Genomic DNA, 23,125 nt, shown 5'->3' with positions numbered 1-23,125 from the left:
TGCTTCACTACCGTCTTACGGAAAATAAGGAAAAGGCGGTGGAAATTATGAATGTTATTTTTTCTTTGCTATTGCTATCTGTTTTCTCGCCCATTTGGCCGCTGGGAACAAACCCGGTTTTAGGAGACCCTTTTATTATTATAAATAAAGAAAACAATAAAGCGGTGTTCATTAATGAAGGGAAGATTCAATCTGAGTTTCACATTTCTACGGGGAAAGAGCCGGAACTTACACCAGAAGGAAAGTTTACAGTTGTGGTAAAAGCTAAAAATCCATACTACCGACGGAAGGATATACAAGGAGGGGATCCGGAAAATCCTTTGGGAACAAGATGGATCGGCTTTGATGCAAGAGAGACGGATGGACGCATTTACGGACTTCACGGTACAAATAATGAGCGATCAATCGGTAAGTATGTGACGGAAGGCTGCGTTCGCTTTCACTCGGAAGCCATCGAATGGTTATACGATCAAGTCCCTTTAGGAACGAGAGTGTTGGTTGTCAAAACAACAAAATCGTTTGAAGAACTGGCCCGGCAAGAGGGAGCGATATCGACGGAAATATTGAGTCCATGAAGTGGCTGTCCCGTAAGTTTCTAATAAATTACAAAAACTGATTTTTACTGAAAGGCCCCGTCACACAACCCTTTGGTTTTACTGGGTTTTCATGACGGGGCCTTTCAGGAGGATGACTTAAAAGATATGCTTTTTATATCTTTTAAGTCATCTTCTTTTAAATATTAAAGCCACATGGTTAGGCCCGCCAGCAATGTAGTTAATACCATTGTGCCAAGCATGAGCATAACGACTATTTTTTGCATCTTTTTATTAGACATTTTACTCTCTCCCTCATGAGTTCCTATCCATATTTTATATCGATTTATAAAAGGATACAAGGCAAGCCCCTTTTACGGATAACTATTTGAAAATTGAAGGAAATTGTAATTTTTTGAAGAATGGATATAGTGATATGCAAACGGCTGAAAAAGGGAAGGTGAACAACATGGTGGAAAAAGTTGATCATATCGGTATTGCGGTTCGCTCAATAGAAAGCGCTTTACCGTTGTATGTAGACGTGTTGAAAATGCCGCTTAAAGGAATTGAGGTGGTGGAATCACAAAAAGTGAAGGTCGCATTCTTGCAAGTGGGTGAAACGAAAATCGAGTTATTGGAACCGACGTCAAACGAAAGTCCCATCCACCGTTTTATCGAGAATAAAGGAGAAGGCATTCACCATGTTGCATTGGGTGTGACCTCTATTGAGGAGAGAATTGAACAGCTTCAGTCTGAGGGAATTCAGATGATTGATATGAAAGCAAGAAAGGGAGCAGGAGGAGCAAATATTGCTTTTGTTCACCCAAAATCGTGCGGTGGAGTTTTGTATGAATTGTGTGAAAAAGAGAAAAAGGGGGACGTTCACGATGATTGATATGTATGACAAAATCAATGACTTATATGACTATCGGCGTGAAGTGGAACTGGGCGGCGGTGACAAAAGAATTGAAAAACAGCATGAAAAAGGAAAACTTACAGCTCGTGAACGGATTGATTTATTGGTGGATGAAGGAAGCTTTGTTGAGCTGAATCCTTTTATTGAGCATCGGTGCAATGACTTTGGATTAAAAGACAAAAAAGGACCAGGGGATGGAGTCGTAACGGGATACGGAAAAGTTCATGGGCGCCCCATTTATTTATTCTCTCAAGATTTTACCGTATTTGGCGGTGCATTAGGGGAAATGCATGCAAAAAAAATTGCTTACGTTATGGATTTAGCGGCGAAAACAGGAACACCATTTATCGGCTTGAACGATTCCGGAGGAGCACGCATTCAAGAAGGTGTGGTATCATTAGATGGATACGGTCAAATTTTTTATCGCAATTCGATTTATTCAGGCGTTATTCCGCAAATCTCTGTTATTATGGGACCGTGTGCCGGAGGAGCCGTGTATTCACCGGCGATTACTGATTTCGTTTTTATGGTAGAAAAAACAAGTCAGATGTTTATTACGGGTCCAAAGGTGATTGAAACGGTAACAGGAGAGAAAATTACAGCGGAAAACCTTGGCGGGGCGAATGTACATAATGAAATTAGCGGAAATGCCCACTTTTCAGGGGAAACAGAAAAAGAGGTACTGGAAAAAGTACGGTTATTGTTAAGTTATTTGCCGCAAAATAATGGAGAAAAGCCGCCTTTTGGCACATCAGAACAGAATGGGCATTATCGCCCTGATTTAGCAGATGCAGTACCTTTTGATGCGGTGAGGCCATATGATGTACGAAATGTCATCACGCACGTGGTTGATGAACATTCGTTTTTGGAAGTTCAGAGAGACTTTGCCAAAAATATTGTAGTCGGTCTGGCAAGGATCAACGGGGAAGTAGTCGGATTGGTTTGCAATCAACCGAAAGTGATGGCAGGAGGTTTAGACATTAATTCTTCTGATAAAGCCGCTCGCTTTATCCGTTTTTGCGACTCTTTCAATATTCCGCTTCTTACATTTGAAGATGTAACGGGATTTTTTCCGGGTGTTAAGCAGGAACATGGAGGAATCATTCGCCACGGGGCTAAAATTTTATATGCGTATTCCGAAGCGACGGTCCCGAAAATTACAGTCATTTTACGGAAAGCATACGGCGGTGCATACGTTGCTTTAAACAGTAAATCAATTGGAGCTGATATTGTGTATGCTTGGCCTAATGCTGAAATAGCGGTAATGGGACCGCAAGGAGCAGCCAATATCATCTTTGCCCAAGAAATTCAAAACAGTGAAAACCCTGACGTGACAAGATCGCAAAAGATTGAGGAATACCGTGAGAAATTCGCTAATCCGTATGTGGCAGCTAAACTTGGAATGGTCGATGATGTAATTGATCCGCGCGATACGAGAATAAAACTTATTCAAGCTTTGGAGATGTTGCGAAACAAACAAGAAGACCGTCCAAAGAAAAAACACGGCAACATCCCGCTTTAATTTTTACGACTTCTGGAGGGATACATAATGGTTAATCAACAACGATTAGTCGATTTATTTTTAGAATTAGTTCAAGTAGATTCTGAAACGAAATATGAAACAGAAATTGCAAAAGTACTAAAAGAAAAGTTTACGGCACTCGGTGTAAATGTAGTAGAGGATGATACGACTTCTGTAACAGGCCATGGAGCAGGTAACTTAATTTGTACATTAGCAGGAACGAAAGAAAATGTAGATCCGATTTACTTTACATCGCATATGGACACAGTCGTACCAGGAAAAGGCATTAAACCATCAATTAAAGACGGCTATATCGTAACAGATGGTACGACCATTTTGGGTGCCGATGATAAAGCAGGGTTGGCTGCCATGCTCGAAGCCATTCAAGTGTTAAAAGAAACTAACATTGAACATGGTACGATTCAATTCATCATTACGGTTGGCGAGGAATCCGGTTTAGTAGGAGCAAAGGCAATGGATCCTGCTATGGTAACGGCTAAATTCGGATATGCGCTCGATAGTGACGGCAAGGTGGGAGACATTATTGTAGCAGCTCCAACACAGGCAAAAGTAAAAGCAACTGTGTATGGTAAAACCGCTCACGCTGGTGTTGCGCCTGAAAAAGGAATTTCAGCTATTACATTAGCGGCAAAAGCCATTGCTAAAATGCCGTTGGGCCGTATCGATGAAGAAACGACAGCGAACATCGGCCGTTTTGAAGGCGGGACTCAAACGAATATCGTATGTGACCATGTGCATATTTTAGCGGAAGCACGCTCATTAGTGCCTGAAAAGATGGAAGCTCAAGTTCAAAAAATGAAAAATGCTTTCGAAATGACCGCAAAAGAAATGGGCGGAAAAGTCGAAGTGGATATCCAAGTCATGTATCCTGGATTTAAGTTTGCAGATGGAGACCATGTTGTTGAGGTAGCGAAAAAAGCTGTAACAAAACTTGGACGCGAGCCTCGTCTATTAACGAGCGGCGGCGGAAGCGATGCCAATGTAATTGCTGGATTCGGAATTCCAACCGTAAACCTGGCTGTTGGTTACGAAGATATTCACACCACAAACGAAAAAATGCCAATTGAAGAACTGGTTAAAACGGCAGAAGTGGTTTTATCGATTATTAAAGAAGTAACAGATCAATAAACATAGACTGTAAATGAAAGCATAACAGTTTTTGTCAGGAGGATGTGCCCAAAGGGTTACTTTGTACCCTTTGGGCACATCCTCTTTCTTTTTACATTATGGTCAAAAAAACAGATGGAAGTTTTGACAATTTGTATAGTGTAAGATGTAAGCGGGGCACGTACAATAAAAATAACTTCTGAATTTTTAGATTTTTTTGAAGTGTATAAAACGTAATGCTAGATTTTGAAGTAATAAAAAACTGTAAGCGCTTACAAAAAAGAAGGTGAGGGGAAGCAAAATATAAAATGTAAAATTGAAGGTGTATCCGGAAGTAGGTGATCAATGTTTCCTTGCAGTGGAACAGTATCTAGAAATCTACTAAAAAAATAATTGTTTTGTTTCCGCCATTTTTCTTATATACATTCCACTTGATTACTCTATACATCTTCATCTGAATGGAAATATATTACAATTGGTCATTCCGTCATCCAAACAACTTGAATAGGCCTGCAAGGGTTCAATTTATATAGTTCTTCCGCTTAATCCTCATTTTACAAGACACTTTTTCAAATCGTTTGGCTATGCTCTTTGAAAATAAGGAGGTTGATTGAATTGAAGCAAGCTTATAAAGAATCTCTTTCTCCAAAAGACTTAATCGAAAATTTCAGAGAGGTGAAAAAAGGACTGACAGCCCGTGAGGCACTTGAAGAAGCGAATCGATGTCTATTCTGTTATGATGCTCCCTGTATTAAGGCTTGTCCTACGAGCATCGATATTCCTAGTTTTATTAAAAAGATTGCATCTGGAAATTTAAAAGGGTCCGCTCGCACGATCATGTTATCCAATCCTGTCGGTGCTAGCTGTTCACGAGTCTGTCCGACAGAAGAACTATGTGAGGGAGCATGTGTTTTAAATGATGCTACAAAGCCGATCATGATTGGTGACCTTCAGCGTTATGCCACAGATTGGGCCATCCAAAATGAACAAGTACTGTTCTCCAAGGGGGAAGCGAACGGAAAGAAAGTTGCGATAGTGGGCGGAGGGCCTGCAGGTCTTTCAGCTGCGAGGGAGCTTGCCAGATTGGGATACGGTGCCACGATATTTGAAGCGGAGGAAGAAGCTGGAGGCCTGAACACATATGGTATCGTATCGTTTCGTTTACCAAAGCAGATTTCCTATTGGGAGGTTAATCAGGTAAAAGGACTTGATGTAGAGATACGCACGAATACGAGAGTCGGCAAAGATATTTCTGCTAAAGAAATCATGGAAGAATACGATTTTGTAGTGCTGGCTATCGGAATGGCAGAAGTGCCGAATCTTGGAATTGAAGGAGAGCATCTAGATGGGGTATACGATGCTATCGAATTTGTGAAAGACACGAAAACGAAACCTCTGTCAGTTGATTTTGCGGGCAGCCGGGCCGTTGTCATAGGGGCCGGAAATACGGCCATTGATGCTGCGACCTGTTCTATGCGTTTAGGAGCTGATAATGTCAAAATCTTATATAGACGTACAGTTGATGAAATGACAGCGTATGATTTTGAATATGAGTTTGCGAAACAAGATGGTGTCGAGTTTCGCTGGCTGACTGCCCCTAAGCGCGTCATCGGAGATGAAAATGGCAAAGTAAAGCAAATTGAATGTATCCAAATGAGTCTTGGGGAGCCGGGAGCAGATGGCAGAAGGCGTCCTGTGCCGATTGAAGGGTCCGAGTTCGTGTTAGAGGTAGATGCGGTCATTAAGGCGATTGGTCAAAATCGCCATATAGGATTAATTGAAGAGTTTGATCTCCAGCACGACTATGGCGTCGTGAAGGTGAATCTAGATACATTACAAACATCCAATCCGAAAGTATTTGCTTGCGGGGATGTTATTTTCGGCAAAGGTCAAGGGGAAGCGATGGTTGTTACGGCGGCCCAACAAGGAAAAGATACGGCTTATGCGATTCATCGTTTTGCCGCTGAAGAAGTGGAAATGGCTTAACCATAAAAGGGAGGGGAATTAGTATGGCAGATTTACGTATCAATTTAGCTGGGATTCAATCACCAAATCCATTTTGGCTTGCATCCGCGCCGCCGACCAATTCTGGTTATCAAGTACAAAGAGCTTTTGAGGCAGGCTGGGGAGGAGCCGTGTGGAAGACGTTGGGAGATCCGATTTTGAATGTATCCTCTCGATTTGCAGCAGTTAGCTTTAACGGCCAAAGAGTAGCCGGATTCAATAATATTGAATTAATTACAGACCGACCATTAGAAGTGAATTTAAAGGAAATTTATGAAACGAAAAAACGTTTCCCAAATCATGCCATTATCGCTTCATTAATGGTGGAGCCAAAGCAGGAGAAATGGCATGAGATTGTAAAAAGAGTAGAGGATGTGGGAGTTGATGGACTTGAATTAAACTTCGGCTGTCCTCATGGCATGGCGGAGCGCGGGATGGGGGCCGCTTCAGGACAAGTGCCTGCTCTTGTGGAGAAACAAACGTATTGGGCGAAGGAAGTAGCTGCAACCCCTGTTATCGTCAAGCTGACTCCAAATATCACAGATATTACGGTAACAGCGGAAGCGGCCGTTCAAGGCGGTGCGGACGCTGTCAGCATGATTAATACAATCAATAGTTTAGCAGGAGTAGATATCGATTCGTGGAATACGATTCCGCACGTAGCGGGCAAAGGGGCTCACGGCGGGTACTGCGGACCGGCAGTCAAACCGATTGCATTAAATATGGTGGCAGAGTGTGCCCGTAATCCAAGAATCAATGTTCCGATTTCCGGGATGGGCGGCGTTTCCAATTGGCGTGATGCAGTAGAATTTATGCTCATGGGAGCGGCTGGTGTTCAAGTTTGTACGGCAGCCATGCATCACGGTTTCCGAATCGTAGAAGATATGATTGACGGATTGAACCATTATTTGGATGAAAGAGGACTAGCGAGTGTATCCGATCTTGTCGGGAAGGCGGTTCCTAAATATTCAGACTGGGGCAATCTTGACTTAAACTATAAAGTCGTCGCCCGGATTGATCCGGACACGTGCATCAACTGCAATAAGTGTCATATCTCATGTGAAGATACTTCTCACCAATGTATTGATATGTTAACAGATCCAAATGGTAAAAATTATTTGCAGGTACGCGAAGAAGACTGTGTCGGCTGTAATTTATGTTCTATTGTTTGTCCTGTAGACGGAGCCATTTCCATGGTGGAAGTGCCGAGTGAGCACCCGCCGATGACATGGAATGAACGACAGGCAGCTATTGGCTTGATGGCAGAATGCAAAGCAGATGCATTGAAATAAAGGAGGAGATTGCATATGAAAAAAATCATCAAAAACGGGGTCATTGTAACGGCTTCCGATACGTATCAGGCCGATCTTTTAATTGAAAATGAAGTGATCTCTGCCATAGGCAAAAATTTTGATGAACGAAACTGTGAAGTGATTGATGCAAAAGGATGCTATGTATTCCCGGGTGGAATTGATCCGCATACACATTTGGATATGCCGTTTGGAGGGACCGTTACAAAGGATGATTTTGAAACAGGGACCATTGCCGCTGCGTTTGGCGGCACCACCACAATCATTGATTTTTGTTTAACGAATAAAGGCGAGCCTTTACAAAATTCCATTGATGTGTGGCATAAAAAGTCAAAAGGAAAAGCGGCCATCGACTATGGATTTCATTTAATGATTGGAGAAATTAACGAAAGTGTGCTGCAGGAGCTTCCAAAAGTTATTGATGAAGAGGGGATTACTTCCTTTAAAGTGTTCATGGCATATAAAAATGTCTTTCAGGCAGATGATCAAACATTGTTCAGAACGTTAGTGGCTGCTAAAGACTTAGGTGCTTTGGTCATGGTTCATGCGGAAAATGGCGACGTCATTGAATATTTGACGAAAAAAGCGCTGGAAGAGGGGAAAACAGAACCGATTTATCACGCATTGACACGACCACCTGAAATAGAAGGAGAAGCAACGGGAAGAGCGGCACAATTGACAGGGCTGGCGGGCTCCCAATTATATGTTGTCCATGTTTCTTGCGCGGAAGCAGTTGAACGTATTGCAGAAGCGAGAACTAAAGGTGTGGATATTTGGGGAGAAACATGTCCGCAATATCTAGTCCTTGATCAAAGCTATCTGGAGAAGCCAAATTTTGAAGGTGCCAAATATGTTTGGTCTCCTCCGCTGCGTGAAAAGTGGAATCAAGACGTTTTGTGGAATGCCCTGAAAAATGGTCAGCTGCAAACGTTAGGGTCTGATCAATGCTCATTTGATTTTAAAGGACAGAAGGACCTGGGACGGAACGATTTCACGAAAATTCCAAATGGAGGGCCTATTATTGAGGACCGGGTGAGCATTCTGTTTTCAGAAGGCGTGAAGAAAGGGAGAATCACGCTTAATCAATTTGTTGATATTACATCCACAAGAATCGCGAAACTATTCGGCTTATATCCGAAGAAAGGAACCATTTCTGTGGGAGCTGATGCCGATTTAATTCTTTTTGATCCAAATGTAGAACGAACGATTTCCGCCAGCACCCATCATATGGCTGTCGATTACAATGCCTTTGAAGGAATGAAAATAACGGGTGAACCTGTTTCCGTATTATGCCGCGGCCAGTTTGTCATACGGGATAAACAATTCGTTGGGCAGCCTGGATACGGCCGTTACTTAAAACGTGCCAAATACGGCCAATCAACTGTTATAAATGAAAATGAAAAACTAACCATTTAAATGAGTAAATTCTTCACCCCTTTAGCACTCGATTTATTTAGTCGAAGCAATAGTCCTGAAGTTCCGTTTGAAATAGAGAGAAAACAAAAGAAAGGTGTCTTTTCTTGGTATCTTTCTCTTGTGCAGGAGAGACGGTGTTGCTTTTGCTTTGAAATAAACATTTAAAATGAAGGGGTGCTGTTTATGAAAAAACAGTCAAATTATTTGAAGTCACCGGATTTGCTTCCCATTTCCCATGGTGACAAGAAAATCGGAACGCTAGGATTTGCCCTTATATGGGTAGGGATGGCAGTCGTATTAGCCGCATTCGCTATTGGAGGAGCCGGTGTACAAAGCCTCTCTCTTGGATGGGTTGTTTTTGCTACTATCATTGGTTCGATTGCCATAGGCATTTTTATGACCCTCATCGGTGATATCGGAATTGAGCACGGGCTGTCTTTTCCCGTTTATATGAGGGCTCCTTTTGGAACGATTGGCACCCATATCCCATCTATTGTCCGCGGACTTGCCGCATCATGCTGGTTTGGAATTAACACCTATTTCGGATCCACTGCAATGAATGGGATTTTAAACGCTTTATTTGGCTATGATAACTGGTTTGTTTGCTTTCTGATTTTTGCTCTTTTACAGTTAATCAATACAGCTTTGGGAATTAAGGCGATTGAACGTTTTGCCGATTTGGCGGCACCTATTATTATTATCATTTCAGCATGGATGTACACAACGTTATCTGATCAAGCTTTGTCACAAGGACGGGAAGTATGGGCATGGATTGAAAGTCCTGTGACAGGAGGAGCGGCTGTAACGGCTTTTGTTGTGGTGATTATGAGCAATATGGGATTTTGGGCGACGCTTGCTGCCGATATGCCGTCTCTTTCACGCTACATTAAAGCACCCCAGTACGAGTCGAACTGGTTTAAACGGAATAAATCTGCCCTTGTCGGAAATGTCGTCGCCTTGCCGATTACTCAAACCTTCATGGTCATTATCGGCGGAGTATCTTACATTGCCGTACAAAATTACGATCCTGTCGTTGCCTTGCAAGAAGCGGCAACAGGAATGGTGCTCGGTGTTTTACTGTTAATGATCATTTTGGCCCAATGGTCGACGAATACTTCCGCTAACTTAATTCCGGCAGCTACGATTTTTTCCAATGTAGGCGGCCCGAAAGTTCCGTTTTGGATAGGGGTGTTTATAGCCGGCTTTATCGGATGTATTGTGCAGCCTTGGAATCTATTCGCTATCATCATTCCTGCTTTGCTCGTTATAGGAGGGATTTTATCTTCCATTGTTGGAATCTTGTTTGCCGATTATTATTTAATCCGTAAGCGCCGGGTAAATGTCATCGATTTATATGAGGAGGAAGGTCAATACCATTATTATAAAGGGGTCAATGTTGCGGGTTTCATCGCTTGGATTATAGGCGGAATCTCTTCTTATATGTTGGCTAACTACTCTTTTATTGTCGGTTTTATTGTTGGATCTGTTTGCTATTATGTGTTAGCCAAATATTGGTGGTTTCCGAAATATTCGCAAGCAGAACTTAAAGACCCTAGCGACGAAAAGTATTTAGGGATTACGGTAGGAAGAGATTGGGAGATTGATGTACAATCGAATGTTTCCGTACCGGCAGCAGATTCATCTTTTAGTCAATAAGGGGGACTTATATGTCGAGTTATAAAGAATTTGTAGAAGAAAGAGATAAAATCGACTATTACATCCAGAATGGGTACACCATTAAAGGTGTGACAGAAAATTTAAGCGGGGCTTTTTTGTTATTAGAATCAAAGGATGGAGAAAAACAGGAAACTCTTCACATCTTAACGGCGGATGCCCGTAAATATTTCTCATCTGTACTGCTGCAGCAAAAACGTGGAAATGCTCCTGTTTAATTATCTTCTAACATACAGTGAAATAACAGCTTCAAGGTAAATAGTATGAGCGAAGTTGCGATCGGCAGTGGCTAAATCTAATCATATGTTTAAGTGTTTCAATGGGCTTTTATTTACCCCCGTTGGAACACTTTTTTCTTTTTACATAAAGGAATCTTCCATCAGTGGAGATCTTACTGCCAGTTAATGAAGGATAAAAAAATTATGACAATGTATGGATAACCCCCTAAAAAAATGAAAGCCTTCGTATTTTATAGTAAGCGATACCTACGAAAGGATGAATCTCAATGAACGTACGTGAATGGATGACGAAAGAGGAATGCGCTTTGCTCGATAAATTAAAAATGGAAATATTAAATGCAGTTACGGTAAAGGATCTGTTATTTTATAAGGACGAAATGGACCGTATTATAGACGGCGCAAAAAAACGTGGAAGGCTGTTGGAGAAAATATCGGTAAATGGATAAGCAAAAGTGATACTGCCTGGATATAAATGATAGAAAATACAAAAAATTCTTTTTAATCTTGTCCAAATATTATATGATTATGTAAAAGTAATCATTAAAGAGGGCGGTGTCAATTTGAAGTCATATTTTACTGTCCAGGAAGTTTTAAAACGAAAGCATTTTGTCGCAAGTGAAGTAGCGGCAGGAATAGAGGGTCTCCATCGACCTGTAAAGTGGGTCCATATTATGGAAGTGACTAAAATAAAGCAGTTGTTAAAAGGGAACGAACTTATTCTGTCGACAGGGGTCGGATGGAAAAAAAATGAGCAAATGTTCATCTCTTTTTTAGAACAGCTAATCGAGTGCAAGGCAGCCGGCTTATGCATTGAAATAGGTACATATACCTCAGAAATTCCTTCAGAAGTAATCAATATTGCTAATCAGCATCAGTTTCCTATCATTCTCTTTCATCAAGAAGTTCCATTTATTGAGATTACCCAAGATATTCACTCTCTGCTGATCAACCAACATTATCAAATGATTTCCGATTTGGAAAATTACTCCCAGAAACTCCACAAAATGCTATTGACCATTGACCACTACGAACCAATTCTCCATTTTTTTCACCAATATACGGATTTACAAGTGATTATAAAACTAAACGAAAATGAGACATTCTTTGTACCTGAAGCAAATATGAAAAGGAAAAGGGAATTACTGTCCTCACTCTCTAATGACGCTGCCGAAAGATCTAATGCTAAACATGTCATTCAAGTGTTAAACCGCAACTATGCAGAGCTTTTTGTCGTCTCTCCATACGGGCAGTTAACAGAATTTGATTTATTGGCGCTTGATCGTACGGCAACAGCGCTCGCCCAGCATTTTCTGAGGGATTTGTATGTAGCAGAAAAGAAACGGGTAGATGAAGCGGAGTGGATCATAAAGTGGCTGACAGGTGAGCTGGCAGAAGGGGATTTGCTGCATCATTTAGAAGAAGCGAATGTAAAAGGGTTTGCCAACGGGTCCATCGCATGTGTATGCAGACCAAACCCTAAAAACCATTCTGTCGACTTTACGTATTTAAAAATGTTTTTAAAGACACTTTTTGAACAGCATGGCTTTGAATTATTTGCAGCGGAACGGCGCAATGATTTTATTTTGGTTTTAATCAACAAGCGCTCTGTTCACACATGGAAACAAAGGCTGGAGGAAGGGTTTACGAGATTTTTGAATACCGATTACAGCAAAAGACAAAACTCGTTTGTTCATCTGCTGGGAATCGGAAAACTTGTACAGAATGTTTTGGACATTCATAAAAGCTACCAAACCGCTTTGGAAACAATAAAAGTCCAGGAGAAGCTTGAGCCGAATTCTTCTATCCATTTTTATGACGATTTGCATATGTACCGTGTACTGTCCCTGATTCAACAACCTAAAGATTTACGAGATGTCATGATGGAGTATTTAGAGCCTGTTTTAACATATGATCGGCAATATAATGGGAAGTTAATGGAAACCTTAAAAATCTATCTGGAATGTAACGGATCGAAACAAGAAACGGCAAAGCGTTTGTTTGTAGTAAGACAAACGTTATATCATCGTATTGAAAAGTTGGAAAAGCTTCTGGGCGGCGATTTTATGGAACCGAAAAAAAGGATGGCCATCGAATTTATGATCATGGTGTATGATTATTTATTTTCAAAAACGGATCAAATCTCTTCTTGAGGGAAGAGACGTGCAGAAGAGATGATACCGGGAGCGGTATCGTCTCTTTTTTAGTTTTTCTTTATTTTACGTGAACGGGAGAGATATTCACTACTCAATTTGTGAAATGTTCCAGCGTGACTATTTCACATTATGTCTAATGAATTACCAAGAAAAATGATACATAATAGGAAACAAATTCTTTGTTAATTGCTCAAGGGGGTAATGCAATGTCAATTGTAAAAAATGAAACTGTCATTCTCCAAAACTACATTAACGGTCAATGGATATCGGCCCAAAGCAGTGAAACATTGGAAGTCATTAATCCCGCAACAAGAGAAGTGCTCGCCAAGGTACCGATTTCCACGAAAGCGGATGTCAATCTTGCTGTACAGGCAGCCTCGCAAGCGTTTAAAACATGGAAAAACGTTCCTGTACCTAAGCGTGCCCGTATTTTGTTCAAATACCATTCATTGTTGATGGAGCATCACGAAGAATTGGCGGAACTGGTTGTCCAAGAAAACGGAAAGGCATATAAAGAGGCGTATGGAGAAGTGCAGCGCGGAATCGAATGCGTAGAATTTGCAACAGGTGCGCCTTCTTTGTTAATGGGGGAAACGCTGGGAAACATTGCAGAAGAAATCGACTCGGAAATGTATCGATATCCGTTAGGTGTTGTAGGAGGAATTGCACCATTTAATTTTCCGATGATGGTTCCTTTATGGATGTTCCCTCTTGCTGTGGCATGCGGTAATACGTTTGTATTAAAACCGTCTGAACGAACGCCGATTTTAGCAAATAAGCTGGTTGAGCTTTTTTCGAAAGCAGGCGGACCGGCCGGGGTGTTAAACGTGGTGCATGGTGCGCATGATGTTGTAAACGGCCTTCTTGAGCATGGAGATATTAAAGCGGTTTCATTTGTTGGATCTCAGCCTGTTGCCAAATATGTATACGAACGGGCAGCTGCAGAAGGGAAAAGGGTTCAAGCACTTTCAGGAGCGAAAAATCATCATCTTGTCATGCCGGATTGTGATATGGGAAAAGCAGTCCAACACATTATCAGCTCTGCATATGGCAGTGCGGGGCAGCGCTGCATGGCATGCAGTGCCGTCGTATTGGTAGGAGACGACACGCGCAGTGATGAGTTTGTTAAAATGCTGAAACAAAAAGCAGATGAGCTTGTCATTGGAAGCGGAATGGATGATGAGGTGCTGTTGACTCCTGTCATTCGTGAGCAGCATCGTTCCAAAGTGCTTCAGTACATTGAAAAAGGGATTGAAGAAGGAGCCGAGCTTGTTCGAGACGGCAGAAAAGAAATGAACGAGCTTCAGCAAGGAAACTTTTTGGGAGCAACGATTTTTGATCGGGTAACTCCGGAGATGACGATTGCGAAAGAGGAAATTTTTGCCCCGGTATTAAGTTTACTGCGCGCTGAAGACATAGGTGAGGCGCTTGAATATATTCGTAAGTCGCGTTTTGGGAATGGCGCGACAATTTATACGAAAGATGCGGCGGCTATTCGTCAATTCCGTGAAGAGGCAGATGCTGGAATGCTTGGAATTAATGTAGGTGTACCTGCCACAATGGCTTTCTTCCCATTTTCAGGATGGAAAGACTCGTTCTACGGTGACCTCCATGTTAACGGAAAAGATGGTGTGAATTTCTACACACGTAAAAAAATGATTACATCTCGTTTTGACTTTTAAATGATAAGGGGGAAGAAGAGATGGTTCAGTTAGGACAGAATCAAGATTTGCTTTCAAAGGATGAGAAATATGTGTGGCACTCGATGAAACCATACAGTCCCCAAGGAACGATGGTTGTCACCAAGGCAGAAGGAGCTTGGGTAACGGACCATGAAGGAAAGCGCTTTTTGGACGGGATGGCTGGACTGTGGTGTGTGAATGCGGGATATGGGCGGCAAGAACTGGCGGAAGCGGCTTATGAACAGTTAAAGCAAGTATCTTATTTTCCTTTAACTCAAAGCCATGTTCCGGCAATCCAGTTGGCTGAAAAGTTAAATGAGCTGCTGGGAGGAGATTATGTCATTTTCTTTTCAAACAGCGGGTCTGAGGCCAATGAAGCAGCGTTTAAGATTGCTCGCCAATATCACCAACAAAGAGGTGAGCATCAGCGCTATAAATTTATCTCACGCTACAGGGCTTATCATGGAAACTCGATGGGATCGTTAGCCGCGACAGGGCAGGCGCAGCGCAAATACAAGTATGAACCGCTGGCACCTGGTTTTATTCATGTTGCACCGCCGGATTCATATCGTTCTCCTGAACCAGAAAATTGTGCACCATGTGATCTTCCTTCTGTCCAAGCGATTGATCGCGCCATGACGTGGGAGTTAAGCGAGACGATTGCAGGTGTCATCATGGAGCCAATTATTACAGGCGGCGGGGTGTTGATGCCGCCTGATGGATATCTCCAAGGAGTCAAAGAAGCATGCGAAAAACATGGGGCTCTTTTGATTGTAGACGAAGTCATTTGCGGCTTCGGACGGACTGGAGAAGCATTCGGGCACATGAATTACGGCGTAAAACCGGATATTATCACAATGGCTAAAGGCATTACAAGCGCATATCTTCCGTTATCAGCAACGGCGGTAAAACGGGAAATCTATGAGGCGTTCAAAGGAACGGAAGAATACGATTATTTAAGACACGTCAACACGTTCGGGGGCAATCCGGCAGCGTGTGCTGTAGCGGTAAAAAATCTGGAGATTATGGAACGTGAGAATTTATTTGAGCGGTCCAAACAGCTTGGAGCTTATTTGCTGGGTGAATTGAAAGAGGCCCTTCAACATCATCCTCATGTAGGGGATGTGAGGGGGAAGGGGCTGCTTATCGGTGTAGAACTGGTGGAAAGCAAAGAGACGAAAGAGCCATTAAATCCGGCGATGGTTAATGAGGTGATTGCGGGTTGTAAACAAAATGGTTTAATCATCGGAAAAAACGGAGCCACGGTGGCAGGTTATAACAATGTCTTGACTCTTTCTCCCCCGTTAAATATTACCGAAGAAGATTTGGAGTTTCTCATTAAGACGTTTGTGAATGCTCTTAATTAATTAAACTAAATCCACACAATGAAATGGACATGGGCGTCTGCCCATGTCCATTTCATTATGCATAAACGGCTGACAAACATTCTTTCGGGAATGTTTGTCGGCCGTTTAAATCTCAAATTCGCCTTAAAGCAAAAATTTTGTATAATAGGGAGAACCAATACAATGAGTGTAATGCTTTTATGCAGTTACGAATCTTGACTTGCACATGATATGCCAGAAAGACAGAAACCGTCTAGAAGTGGGAGGGAATTTATAAATTGGAATTGTTATTCTTAGGAACGGGTGCAGGTGTTCCAGCTAAACACCGCAACGTATCATCCATTGCTGTGCAGCTTCTTCAAGAGAGAGGATCTACGTGGCTATTTGATTGTGGAGAGGCCACTCAGCATCAAATTTTACATACATCGATTAAACCTAGAAAGATTGAAAAAATATTTATTACTCATCTTCATGGAGACCACATTTTTGGATTACCCGGTTTATTAGGCAGCCGATCCTTCCAAGGGGGAGAGTCGAAGCTGACTATATATGGCCCACAAGGGATTAAAGCATTTATTGAGACATCATTAACTGTCAGTCAAACCCATGTAAAGTATCTGATAGAGATTGTGGAAATAACAGAGGGAATCGTTTTTGAAGATGATACGTTTATGGTAGAAACTATGTTGCTGGAACATGGGATTCCTTCTTATGGTTATCGAATCATTGAAAAGGATTTGCCCGGTACTTTATTAGTGGAAAAATTAAAAGAAGCCAATGTACCGCCTGGACCTGTTTATCAGCAGCTAAAAAAAGGGGAAACGGTCCAGCTGGAAGATGGGAGAGTGGTGAATGGGCATGATTTTATCGGTTCTCCTCAAAAAGGAAGAATATTAGCGATTCTTGGTGATACAAGATTTTGCCCTCAAAGTATTACACTGGCAAGGGATGCCAACGTTTTGGTGCATGAATCTACTTTTGCTTCAGAAGACGGGGTTCTTGCCTATGATTATTTTCACTCGACCGCTGCTCAAGCAGCAATGATAGCGAAAGAAGCAAATGTGCAAAAACTTATCCTAACTCACATTAGCTCCCGTTACCAGTCAGAACATACGAATATATTATTAAACGATGCGAGGGAAATTTTTGAAGATACAGAAATCGCAGAGGACTTCAAGTGTATTGCTGTTTTGAAATAAACATGTATCCATTCCTAGGAAAAGAGACAGAAATTGCCTGTCTCTTTTCTTAGTAGTTGGTTTTTAAAATAGTAAGAAAGTATAATTTTTCGACCAGTACTGGTGTCTAGCTCAGCACGGGAAAAGATGATTGCCCTCATAAGGCAAAAAGCGTATACGGGGTTAATCCCTATTTCCTTGGGCCCGCAGGATGGGGGTTATGCCAACGTTGGTGATTGACGCGGCGCCTTTAGTCGGCTTTTTTGCCCAAGATGCTTGCGCTTTTTTACCAGCCGCGCTTGTATTGAGCAGGAGCTTTGATTTCTACTCCGAGCTCACGGGCAGCTGTCCGCGGCCAATAAGGGTTACGTAATAATTCTCGCCCGATAAAGATTAAATTGGCCCGGCCGTTTTGCAAGATTTCCTCCGCATGCAACCCGCTTGTAATGAGACCGACAGTTCCTGTATCAATATCAGCTCCATATTTTACCGTTTCAGAAAACTTCACTTGATAGCCGGGATATGTAGGGATACGAGCGGGAACAACGGCACCGGAGCTAACATCAATTAAATCGACGCCGTCCCGCTTCATCCACTTCCCGAACGTCATATAGTCTTCAGCTGTCAGTCCTTCTTCATGATAATCATGAGCGGAAATACGGACGAATAATGGACCGTCCCATACTTCCTTTACGGATTCAATCACTTCTTTTAAAAGACGATAGCGATTTTCACTTGAGCCGCCGTATTCATCAGTTCGTTTATTGCTTAATGGAGATAAAAATTCGTTTAGTAAGTAGCCATGTGCCCCATGAAGCTCAATGATGTCAAACCCGGCTGTTTTGGCTCTTTTTGCTGCTTCTTGAAATGCCAGAACGGTTTGTTTAATATCTTCTTTGGTCATTTCTTTTGGCTGTTTCATTTTTTCGTCAAACGCAATGGCAGAAGGGGCTGCAATCTCCCCCGGCACAGTTGCTTTTCTCCCTGCATGAGCGAGTTGGATGGCTGTGGCAGAACCATGCTCTTTAATCATGGAAACTAATCGGCTTAATCCAGGAATATGCTCATCACTCCAGATGCCAAGATCATTGACAGAAATTCTTCCTTGTGGAGTAACGGCTGTTGCTTCTACCATAATCAATCCGACTTGCCCCACAGCTCGACTCGTATAATGGGTAAGATGCCAATTTTCAACTTTTCCATCTTCGTTTTGACAAGAATACATGCACATCGGCGACATGACGATTCGATTTTTAAGGGTGACATTTTTAACTGAATATGGGGAGAATAATAATGCGGACATCCTTAAACCTCCATTTATTTCGATTTTCTAAACATTGACAGTATATCACTGGACGTGTGCTTAACTCACGTAATAAGCTTTGACTGTCCGACAAGATACAATTGCGTTAATGAAGTGTCCGCTTCCGTTCAATTTATAGTCTGTGATTGTCCCATAAGTGATGAATAAGCAGCAAAAATAATTTTTTACTGAAAGGGCCCCCGTCACTAAATCCTTGATTTTTCTGGATTCCCATGACGGGTCCTTTCAGGAGGTTGACTCAAAAGGTCTGCTCTTTAGACCTTTTGAGTCAACCTCGCTTAGTTAATATTTCTTCCTCAATAGCCGTCCCTAATTCTTTCGAGCGATCGGCAGCTCGCTTAATGCATTCAACCATCGCTTCTTGGAAGTGGTATGTTTCGAGTTTTTGGATGCCTGCTTCTGTCGTTCCTCCTGGACTCGTTACTTCTTTGCGCAATACAGCAGGGTGTTTTGGAGATTGCTTTAACATTTCAGCTGCTCCGATTAATGTTTGAAGAATAAGATCTTTTGCAACAGGACCCTCAATTCCAATTTGTTCAGCTGCTTTTTCCATTGATTCTACCAAGTAATAGACATAGGCCGGCCCGCTTCCTGAGAGACCTGTAACGGCATGTAAAAGGTTTTCGTTGACGACAGATACGATTCCGACCGTTTCGAATAGCTGAGCGGCGAAGGAGAGGTGGTCATCGGTTGCATATTCTCCTTTTGCGATGGCAGTAGCAGAGCGCCCGATGGCAGCCGAGGTATTTGGCATCGCTCGTACGATAGGTACATTTCTTCCCAGTAAGCAAGCGATGCTTTTCGTGGAAACCCCGGCCAATAAAGAAATAACTAATTGTTGTTCATGAACATATTGCTTTATTCCTGCAACTCCTTCCGCTAAATCTTTCGGTTTCATCGCCAGGACGATCACATCGGTTTGTTCAATTAATTGTTTCTCGTCACGAGTCGCATTCACACCATACTCGCTGCGGAAATATTCAAGGCGTTCATCATTTGTGCGATTTGTAATCGTAACATGCTGTTTTTTAACATGTTCGTGCTGAAGCAAACCTGCAATCATCGCCTCTGCCATAGAGCCCGCTCCAATAAAGGAAATTCTTTTCATCTCACTCATCATCCCATTCCTCCATTTATCATTTCATATATTTTTCGATTTAAAAAAATCTTAGTTAAAATCTTTCTACATTCCAATTTAGTATTTCTGTAGGGTTCTCTAGTATTTTTGTTCTCTATTTAAGAAATTGGGCATAAGCGTCTGCCTGGCAGACGCTTATGCCGTAAATCAAGTGACCCGGATGGTCTTTATCCGGGTCACTTGATTTACGGAAATGCAAAAAGACCTCTCGTCGCAAAGGACGGAAGGTCTTGGATCCGCGGTACCACCTTTATTAGCATAAACATGCTCATCTCGATGCCCGTAACGTGGGGAACGTTTAGGTTTACCTAAAAGCTCATGGGTAGGTTCAAACGTTAAGCGGATAATGAAACCTCTCAGCCTATGGGTTTCAATCTCTGATTATCATTAATGGATTACTGGTCCCAATCAACGCATCACATATTTTTTGCTATTATGCCCCGAATCAGCTTGTACTGTCAATAAGAAAAAAAGGGGAAAATTATAAAAATTATTTGAATATAAAGACAAAATGATGAAAACAAGGTAAACTGAACATAACAAAGACCGTTAGAAGGAGAATGAACATGTCTGTAATGATACATAAATTAATTATTCCAACCCCTTTTCCAGTGGGGGATCTTAATGCATATGTCATAGAAGCAGAAAAATTGACATTGATTGATGCCGGGCCAAAGACAGAAGAGGCGTGGCAATCGTTCAATGAACAATTAGGGAAATTGGGCTTTCAGATAGAAGATATTGAACAGGTAATCGTCACTCATCATCATCCGGATCATGTTGGACTGTTAGATTACTTTTCCAATGATATGCCTATTATTGGCCATGCACATAATAATGTATGGTTGGAACAAGATGAAGAATTCTTTAAAAGATATCGGGAATTTTTTATGGAATTATTTCAGCGGTATGGTATTCCCTATACACCCGAGGTTTTGCTCAAGAGTCTGACAGCACTGATGGAATATTCTTGTAGACGTTCCCTTACTCAAACGGTAAAAGAGGGAGATACAATTGCAGGACTTGAGGGATGGACGGTTCTAGAGACACCTGGACATGCTCAGGGTCATATTTGTTTGTATCATGAAGAAGAAGAGGTTTTAATGGGCGGAGACTTACTGTTAGCCCATGTTTCTTCCAACCCTTTACTGGAACCTCCTCAAGATCCCTGTGCAGAAAGAGTGAAATCATTATTGCAATATAATCATTCGATGACAAAAATTAGTGAGTTAGCCATCTCTACTGTTTATGCGGGGCATGGCGAAGAAGTGGAAGATGTGAAAGGATTAGTGGAACATCGCTTGAAAAGGCAGGCAGAACGAGCGTACGGAGTATTAGGTATGTTAAAAGAAAAACCGATGACAGTGTTTGAGATATGCCGGCGTCTTTTTCCAGCCGTGTATGAAACACAGCTTGGTTTAACAATTTCTGAAACGATCGGCCAACTCGATTATTTAGAAGAAGCGGGTGAGATAAAGGTTGATGAAACAACTCCTCATTGGTTATATTATGCTCAGTGAAAATTCAATTGAGGTGTATGTATGAAAAAACAGACGTTAGCCGAGAAACATATTATGATTACAGGGGCATCGGGAGGAATCGGTGAGCAAATCGCCTATGAAGCAGCCAGCCGAGGAGCAGTTCCCATTTTAGTGGCGCGTAATGAAAGTAAATTAAACGCAGTTGCAGAACATATCCAGCAAAAATACGGAATAACATGCTACATATACATGTTGGACATCGGAGACATTAGATCAGTCGAAAGAATATGTCAACAAATTTATCAAGATGTTGGCTATATTGATGTTCTCATTAATAATGCGGGGTTTGGAATTTTTGAACATGTAGTGGACACAAAGATGGAAAATGTAGAATCCATGTTTCGAGTGAACGTTCTCGGTCTCATCGCTTGCACAAAAATGATCTTGCCCCATATGTTGGCGCGTAATACAGGACATATTGTCAATATTGCTTCCCAGGCTGGAAAGCTGGCAACTCCGAAATCAAGCGGTTATTCAGCGTCAAAACACGCGGTGCTCGGTTTTACGAACAGTTTGCGCATGGAGCTGTCGAAAACGAATATCTTTGTGACGGCGGTCAATCCCGGTCCGATAAAAACCAACTTTTTTACGATCGCCGACACATCTGGCAGCTATGCAAAAAATGTAGAAAAATTTATGCTTGACCCAAAGGATGTAGCCAGGAAAGTTGTCGGTTCTTTATTTACAAAAAAGAGGGAACTAAATTTGCCCGGCTGGATGAATCTGGGCAGCAAGCTTTATTTATTGGCACCTAGTCTGGTGGAAAAACTGGCTGGGGACCGCTTTCATCAAAAATAAAGCGCAAAGAAAAATGAATAGGACACAGAAAAAGGCACTCCTACCATGGAGAGCCTTTTTCTGTTAAATAATCATAAATAATATCTTGGACGATTTCATGCAAGTCGGGTTCAACGTCCCGGTCCATCCGCTTACGGACTTCATCAAATAATTCTTCATAGTCTGCTTCTGTCAGCGGAAGTGACTCTGCTAGATGATTGTATTGAAGGAAGCCGTTTCGGATCATTTTATATACGAGCTTCTTTTCCACTTTATTTTTCGTCCAGCACCTTTTCTGCGCGTACACACGATTCAAACTGTCCTTTATGTGTGCCGTCGCAAAACGGAAGTTTGCTGGACAATCCACATCGGCAAAGAGAGAAAGCTTGCTTTGTTTCAAATTTGTTGCCGTCTGCATCAATAAGCTCTACTTCACCTGTAACGCGCAATGGACCATTATCCATTACTTTAATTTGTACTTTTGACATCATGATTTCCTCCTTTAGAATAAAATTCATGTCACACTTTAATGGTAAAGGTAAAACGGGCGATAATCAACTAGGAGAGGTTGTTCAAAAAGTCCGGGGAAAATGAGCGTCGAAATTACTTGTACAGGACGTACTGATCCGACGTTGGTGATTGACGTAGTGGCTCTTAGTCGGGCTTCATAAGCTTGTCTCTCTGCTACTCACGTATTAACAGCATATCCTCGAAAAAGAAGAGCACTTTTTCTGTGTGCGATGAAGAATCGTGAGAAGCTTTCCTTAGTGCTCGAGACTGCGCTCCCTTGAACTTCTCGGTCCTTTTTCCCTCCCTTTTGAACACATACTAAGAGTGAATCATCGCGGAACAGGAAAAGATGTAATATACTTATTGTATGTTGAAAATAGGCTGATGAGAGAGGGCATATGAACATGAATATTACATTTACAGATAAAGCGATGGAAAAAATTCAACTAAAATTATCTGACAGCAAAGGAAAACAACTAAAGCTCAAATATGATACAGAAGGCTGCGGCTGTGTGGTGAGCGGAGTATCTGCTTTGTGGATTGTAAGTGAACGTGAAGAAGACGATATCAATATTTCGACCAACTTTCAACCGCTGTTAATGGAAAAGACAAAACAAGTCTTCTTTGACGAGGAAATGACCATTGACTTTGTGAAATCCGCGAACTCGTTTATGCTAAAAAGTCCGAATCAGATTTTAAATCCTCGCATGTCGCTTGTAGACAAATCTTGACTG

The 23,125-nt window shown here is 41.9% G+C and carries 22 protein-coding genes; 17 read left to right on the top strand and 5 right to left on the bottom strand.

Annotated elements, in window-relative coordinates:
- Positions 1–47: 47 nt before the first annotated feature.
- Positions 48–575, top strand: a complete 528-nt coding sequence (locus BK575_RS21770) for a L,D-transpeptidase (RefSeq protein ID WP_078414916.1) — start codon at positions 48–50, stop codon at positions 573–575.
- Positions 576–739: 164 nt separating this feature from the next.
- Here BK575_RS21770 and prli42 read toward each other — a convergent pair whose 3' ends face one another.
- Complete coding sequence (gene prli42, locus BK575_RS28785; protein ID WP_169907935.1) at positions 740–835, bottom strand: stressosome-associated protein Prli42; 96 nt, start codon at positions 833–835, stop codon at positions 740–742.
- Positions 836–1,002: 167 nt separating this feature from the next.
- On the opposite strand from prli42, the gene mce reads away from it, so the two are divergent.
- The 13 genes from mce to rnz all read left to right on the top strand — a co-directional run bounded on the left by mce (position 1,003) and on the right by rnz (position 17,122).
- A complete protein-coding gene (mce, locus tag BK575_RS21765) occupies positions 1,003–1,428 on the top strand; it encodes a methylmalonyl-CoA epimerase (protein ID WP_078414915.1) in 426 nt (141 codons plus the stop codon).
- Positions 1,421–2,971 (top strand): acyl-CoA carboxylase subunit beta, encoded by a 1,551-nt coding sequence (locus BK575_RS21760; RefSeq protein ID WP_078413692.1) that lies wholly within the window; start codon positions 1,421–1,423, stop codon positions 2,969–2,971. Before mce ends, BK575_RS21760 begins: the two co-directional genes overlap by 8 nt.
- A 27-nt stretch (positions 2,972–2,998) precedes the next feature.
- The gene (locus BK575_RS21755; RefSeq protein ID WP_078413691.1) at positions 2,999–4,120 is read left to right on the top strand and encodes a tripeptidase T; all 1,122 of its coding nucleotides are present in this window, start codon (positions 2,999–3,001) and stop codon (positions 4,118–4,120) included.
- 594 nt (positions 4,121–4,714) lie between these two features.
- A complete protein-coding gene (locus tag BK575_RS21750) occupies positions 4,715–6,085 on the top strand; it encodes an NAD(P)-dependent oxidoreductase (protein WP_078413690.1) in 1,371 nt (456 codons plus the stop codon).
- Positions 6,086–6,108: 23 nt separating this feature from the next.
- On the top strand, positions 6,109–7,395 hold the full coding sequence (preA, locus tag BK575_RS21745) for an NAD-dependent dihydropyrimidine dehydrogenase subunit PreA (protein WP_078413689.1): 1,287 nt from the start codon (positions 6,109–6,111) through the stop codon (positions 7,393–7,395).
- Positions 7,396–7,410: 15 nt separating this feature from the next.
- Positions 7,411–8,829 carry a dihydropyrimidinase gene (hydA, locus tag BK575_RS21740; RefSeq protein ID WP_078413688.1) on the top strand — a complete coding sequence of 473 codons (1,419 nt, stop codon included), beginning with the start codon at positions 7,411–7,413 and terminating at the stop codon, positions 8,827–8,829.
- A 183-nt stretch (positions 8,830–9,012) separates the two neighbouring features.
- The gene (locus tag BK575_RS21735) at positions 9,013–10,485 is read left to right on the top strand and encodes an NCS1 family transporter (protein ID WP_078413687.1); all 1,473 of its coding nucleotides are present in this window, start codon (positions 9,013–9,015) and stop codon (positions 10,483–10,485) included.
- A gap of 11 nt (positions 10,486–10,496) precedes the next feature.
- Positions 10,497–10,721: a hypothetical protein gene (locus tag BK575_RS21730; protein WP_078413686.1), complete on the top strand. Its 225-nt coding sequence runs from the start codon at positions 10,497–10,499 to the stop codon at positions 10,719–10,721.
- A gap of 287 nt (positions 10,722–11,008) precedes the next feature.
- Positions 11,009–11,188 carry a hypothetical protein gene (locus BK575_RS21725; RefSeq protein WP_078413685.1) on the top strand — a complete coding sequence of 60 codons (180 nt, stop codon included), beginning with the start codon at positions 11,009–11,011 and terminating at the stop codon, positions 11,186–11,188.
- A 114-nt stretch (positions 11,189–11,302) separates the two neighbouring features.
- On the top strand, positions 11,303–12,892 hold the full coding sequence (locus BK575_RS21720; RefSeq protein ID WP_078413684.1) for a PucR family transcriptional regulator: 1,590 nt from the start codon (positions 11,303–11,305) through the stop codon (positions 12,890–12,892).
- 209 nt (positions 12,893–13,101) lie between these two features.
- Entirely contained in the window at positions 13,102–14,577 is a 1,476-nt protein-coding gene (locus BK575_RS21715) for a CoA-acylating methylmalonate-semialdehyde dehydrogenase (protein WP_078413683.1), read from the top strand.
- 20 nt (positions 14,578–14,597) lie between these two features.
- Positions 14,598–15,944: an aspartate aminotransferase family protein gene (locus BK575_RS21710; protein WP_078413682.1), complete on the top strand. Its 1,347-nt coding sequence runs from the start codon at positions 14,598–14,600 to the stop codon at positions 15,942–15,944.
- A gap of 257 nt (positions 15,945–16,201) precedes the next feature.
- Entirely contained in the window at positions 16,202–17,122 is a 921-nt protein-coding gene (gene rnz, locus BK575_RS21705) for a ribonuclease Z (RefSeq protein WP_078413681.1), read from the top strand.
- 265 nt (positions 17,123–17,387) lie between these two features.
- Here rnz and namA read toward each other — a convergent pair whose 3' ends face one another.
- Positions 17,388–18,404: an NADPH dehydrogenase NamA gene (namA, locus tag BK575_RS21700; protein WP_078413680.1), complete on the bottom strand. Its 1,017-nt coding sequence runs from the start codon at positions 18,402–18,404 to the stop codon at positions 17,388–17,390.
- A gap of 289 nt (positions 18,405–18,693) precedes the next feature.
- Positions 18,694–19,542: a pyrroline-5-carboxylate reductase ProI gene (gene proI, locus BK575_RS21695; protein WP_078414914.1), complete on the bottom strand. Its 849-nt coding sequence runs from the start codon at positions 19,540–19,542 to the stop codon at positions 18,694–18,696.
- 587 nt (positions 19,543–20,129) lie between these two features.
- On the opposite strand from proI, the gene BK575_RS21690 reads away from it, so the two are divergent.
- Both BK575_RS21690 and BK575_RS21685 read left to right on the top strand, forming a co-directional pair.
- The gene (locus BK575_RS21690) at positions 20,130–21,083 is read left to right on the top strand and encodes an MBL fold metallo-hydrolase (protein WP_078413679.1); all 954 of its coding nucleotides are present in this window, start codon (positions 20,130–20,132) and stop codon (positions 21,081–21,083) included.
- Between the two features lie 21 nt (positions 21,084–21,104).
- Complete coding sequence (locus tag BK575_RS21685) at positions 21,105–21,902, top strand: SDR family NAD(P)-dependent oxidoreductase (protein ID WP_078413678.1); 798 nt, start codon at positions 21,105–21,107, stop codon at positions 21,900–21,902.
- 40 nt (positions 21,903–21,942) lie between these two features.
- Here BK575_RS21685 and BK575_RS21680 read toward each other — a convergent pair whose 3' ends face one another.
- Together BK575_RS21680 and BK575_RS21675 are read right to left on the bottom strand one after the other, a co-directional pair.
- Positions 21,943–22,152 (bottom strand): YqzH family protein, encoded by a 210-nt coding sequence (locus tag BK575_RS21680; RefSeq protein ID WP_078413677.1) that lies wholly within the window; start codon positions 22,150–22,152, stop codon positions 21,943–21,945.
- Between the two features lies 1 nt (position 22,153).
- Entirely contained in the window at positions 22,154–22,369 is a 216-nt protein-coding gene (locus BK575_RS21675) for a CDGSH iron-sulfur domain-containing protein (protein ID WP_078413676.1), read from the bottom strand.
- Positions 22,370–22,795: 426 nt separating this feature from the next.
- Here BK575_RS21675 and BK575_RS21670 point away from each other — a divergent pair, with 426 nt between their 5' ends.
- Positions 22,796–23,122: an iron-sulfur cluster biosynthesis family protein gene (locus tag BK575_RS21670; RefSeq protein WP_078413675.1), complete on the top strand. Its 327-nt coding sequence runs from the start codon at positions 22,796–22,798 to the stop codon at positions 23,120–23,122.
- Positions 23,123–23,125 lie beyond the last annotated feature (3 nt).

This window comes from Priestia abyssalis (genome assembly GCF_002019595.1).
In the GTDB taxonomy this organism is placed as follows: Bacteria; Bacillota; Bacilli; order Bacillales; family Bacillaceae_H; genus Bacillus_BA; species Bacillus_BA abyssalis.
Note: the sequence above shows the minus strand (reverse complement) of the source record. Positions and strands in the feature narration are given on the sequence as shown.

Coding starts and splice junctions, on each gene's coding strand:
- BK575_RS21670 (WP_078413675.1), top strand. CDS start 22,796: ATGAATATTACATTTACAGATAAAGCGATGGAAAAAATTCAACTAAAA.
- prli42 (WP_169907935.1), bottom strand. CDS start 835: ATGTCTAATAAAAAGATGCAAAAAATAGTCGTTATGCTCATGCTTGGC.
- BK575_RS21715 (WP_078413683.1), top strand. CDS start 13,102: ATGTCAATTGTAAAAAATGAAACTGTCATTCTCCAAAACTACATTAAC.
- mce (WP_078414915.1), top strand. CDS start 1,003: ATGGTGGAAAAAGTTGATCATATCGGTATTGCGGTTCGCTCAATAGAA.
- BK575_RS21690 (WP_078413679.1), top strand. CDS start 20,130: ATGTCTGTAATGATACATAAATTAATTATTCCAACCCCTTTTCCAGTG.
- BK575_RS21685 (WP_078413678.1), top strand. CDS start 21,105: ATGAAAAAACAGACGTTAGCCGAGAAACATATTATGATTACAGGGGCA.
- BK575_RS21675 (WP_078413676.1), bottom strand. CDS start 22,369: ATGTCAAAAGTACAAATTAAAGTAATGGATAATGGTCCATTGCGCGTT.
- BK575_RS21730 (WP_078413686.1), top strand. CDS start 10,497: ATGTCGAGTTATAAAGAATTTGTAGAAGAAAGAGATAAAATCGACTAT.
- BK575_RS21710 (WP_078413682.1), top strand. CDS start 14,598: ATGGTTCAGTTAGGACAGAATCAAGATTTGCTTTCAAAGGATGAGAAA.
- BK575_RS21735 (WP_078413687.1), top strand. CDS start 9,013: ATGAAAAAACAGTCAAATTATTTGAAGTCACCGGATTTGCTTCCCATT.
- BK575_RS21770 (WP_078414916.1), top strand. CDS start 48: ATGAATGTTATTTTTTCTTTGCTATTGCTATCTGTTTTCTCGCCCATT.
- BK575_RS21755 (WP_078413691.1), top strand. CDS start 2,999: ATGGTTAATCAACAACGATTAGTCGATTTATTTTTAGAATTAGTTCAA.
- namA (WP_078413680.1), bottom strand. CDS start 18,404: ATGTCCGCATTATTATTCTCCCCATATTCAGTTAAAAATGTCACCCTT.
- hydA (WP_078413688.1), top strand. CDS start 7,411: ATGAAAAAAATCATCAAAAACGGGGTCATTGTAACGGCTTCCGATACG.
- BK575_RS21725 (WP_078413685.1), top strand. CDS start 11,009: ATGAACGTACGTGAATGGATGACGAAAGAGGAATGCGCTTTGCTCGAT.
- preA (WP_078413689.1), top strand. CDS start 6,109: ATGGCAGATTTACGTATCAATTTAGCTGGGATTCAATCACCAAATCCA.
- proI (WP_078414914.1), bottom strand. CDS start 19,542: ATGAGTGAGATGAAAAGAATTTCCTTTATTGGAGCGGGCTCTATGGCA.
- BK575_RS21760 (WP_078413692.1), top strand. CDS start 1,421: ATGATTGATATGTATGACAAAATCAATGACTTATATGACTATCGGCGT.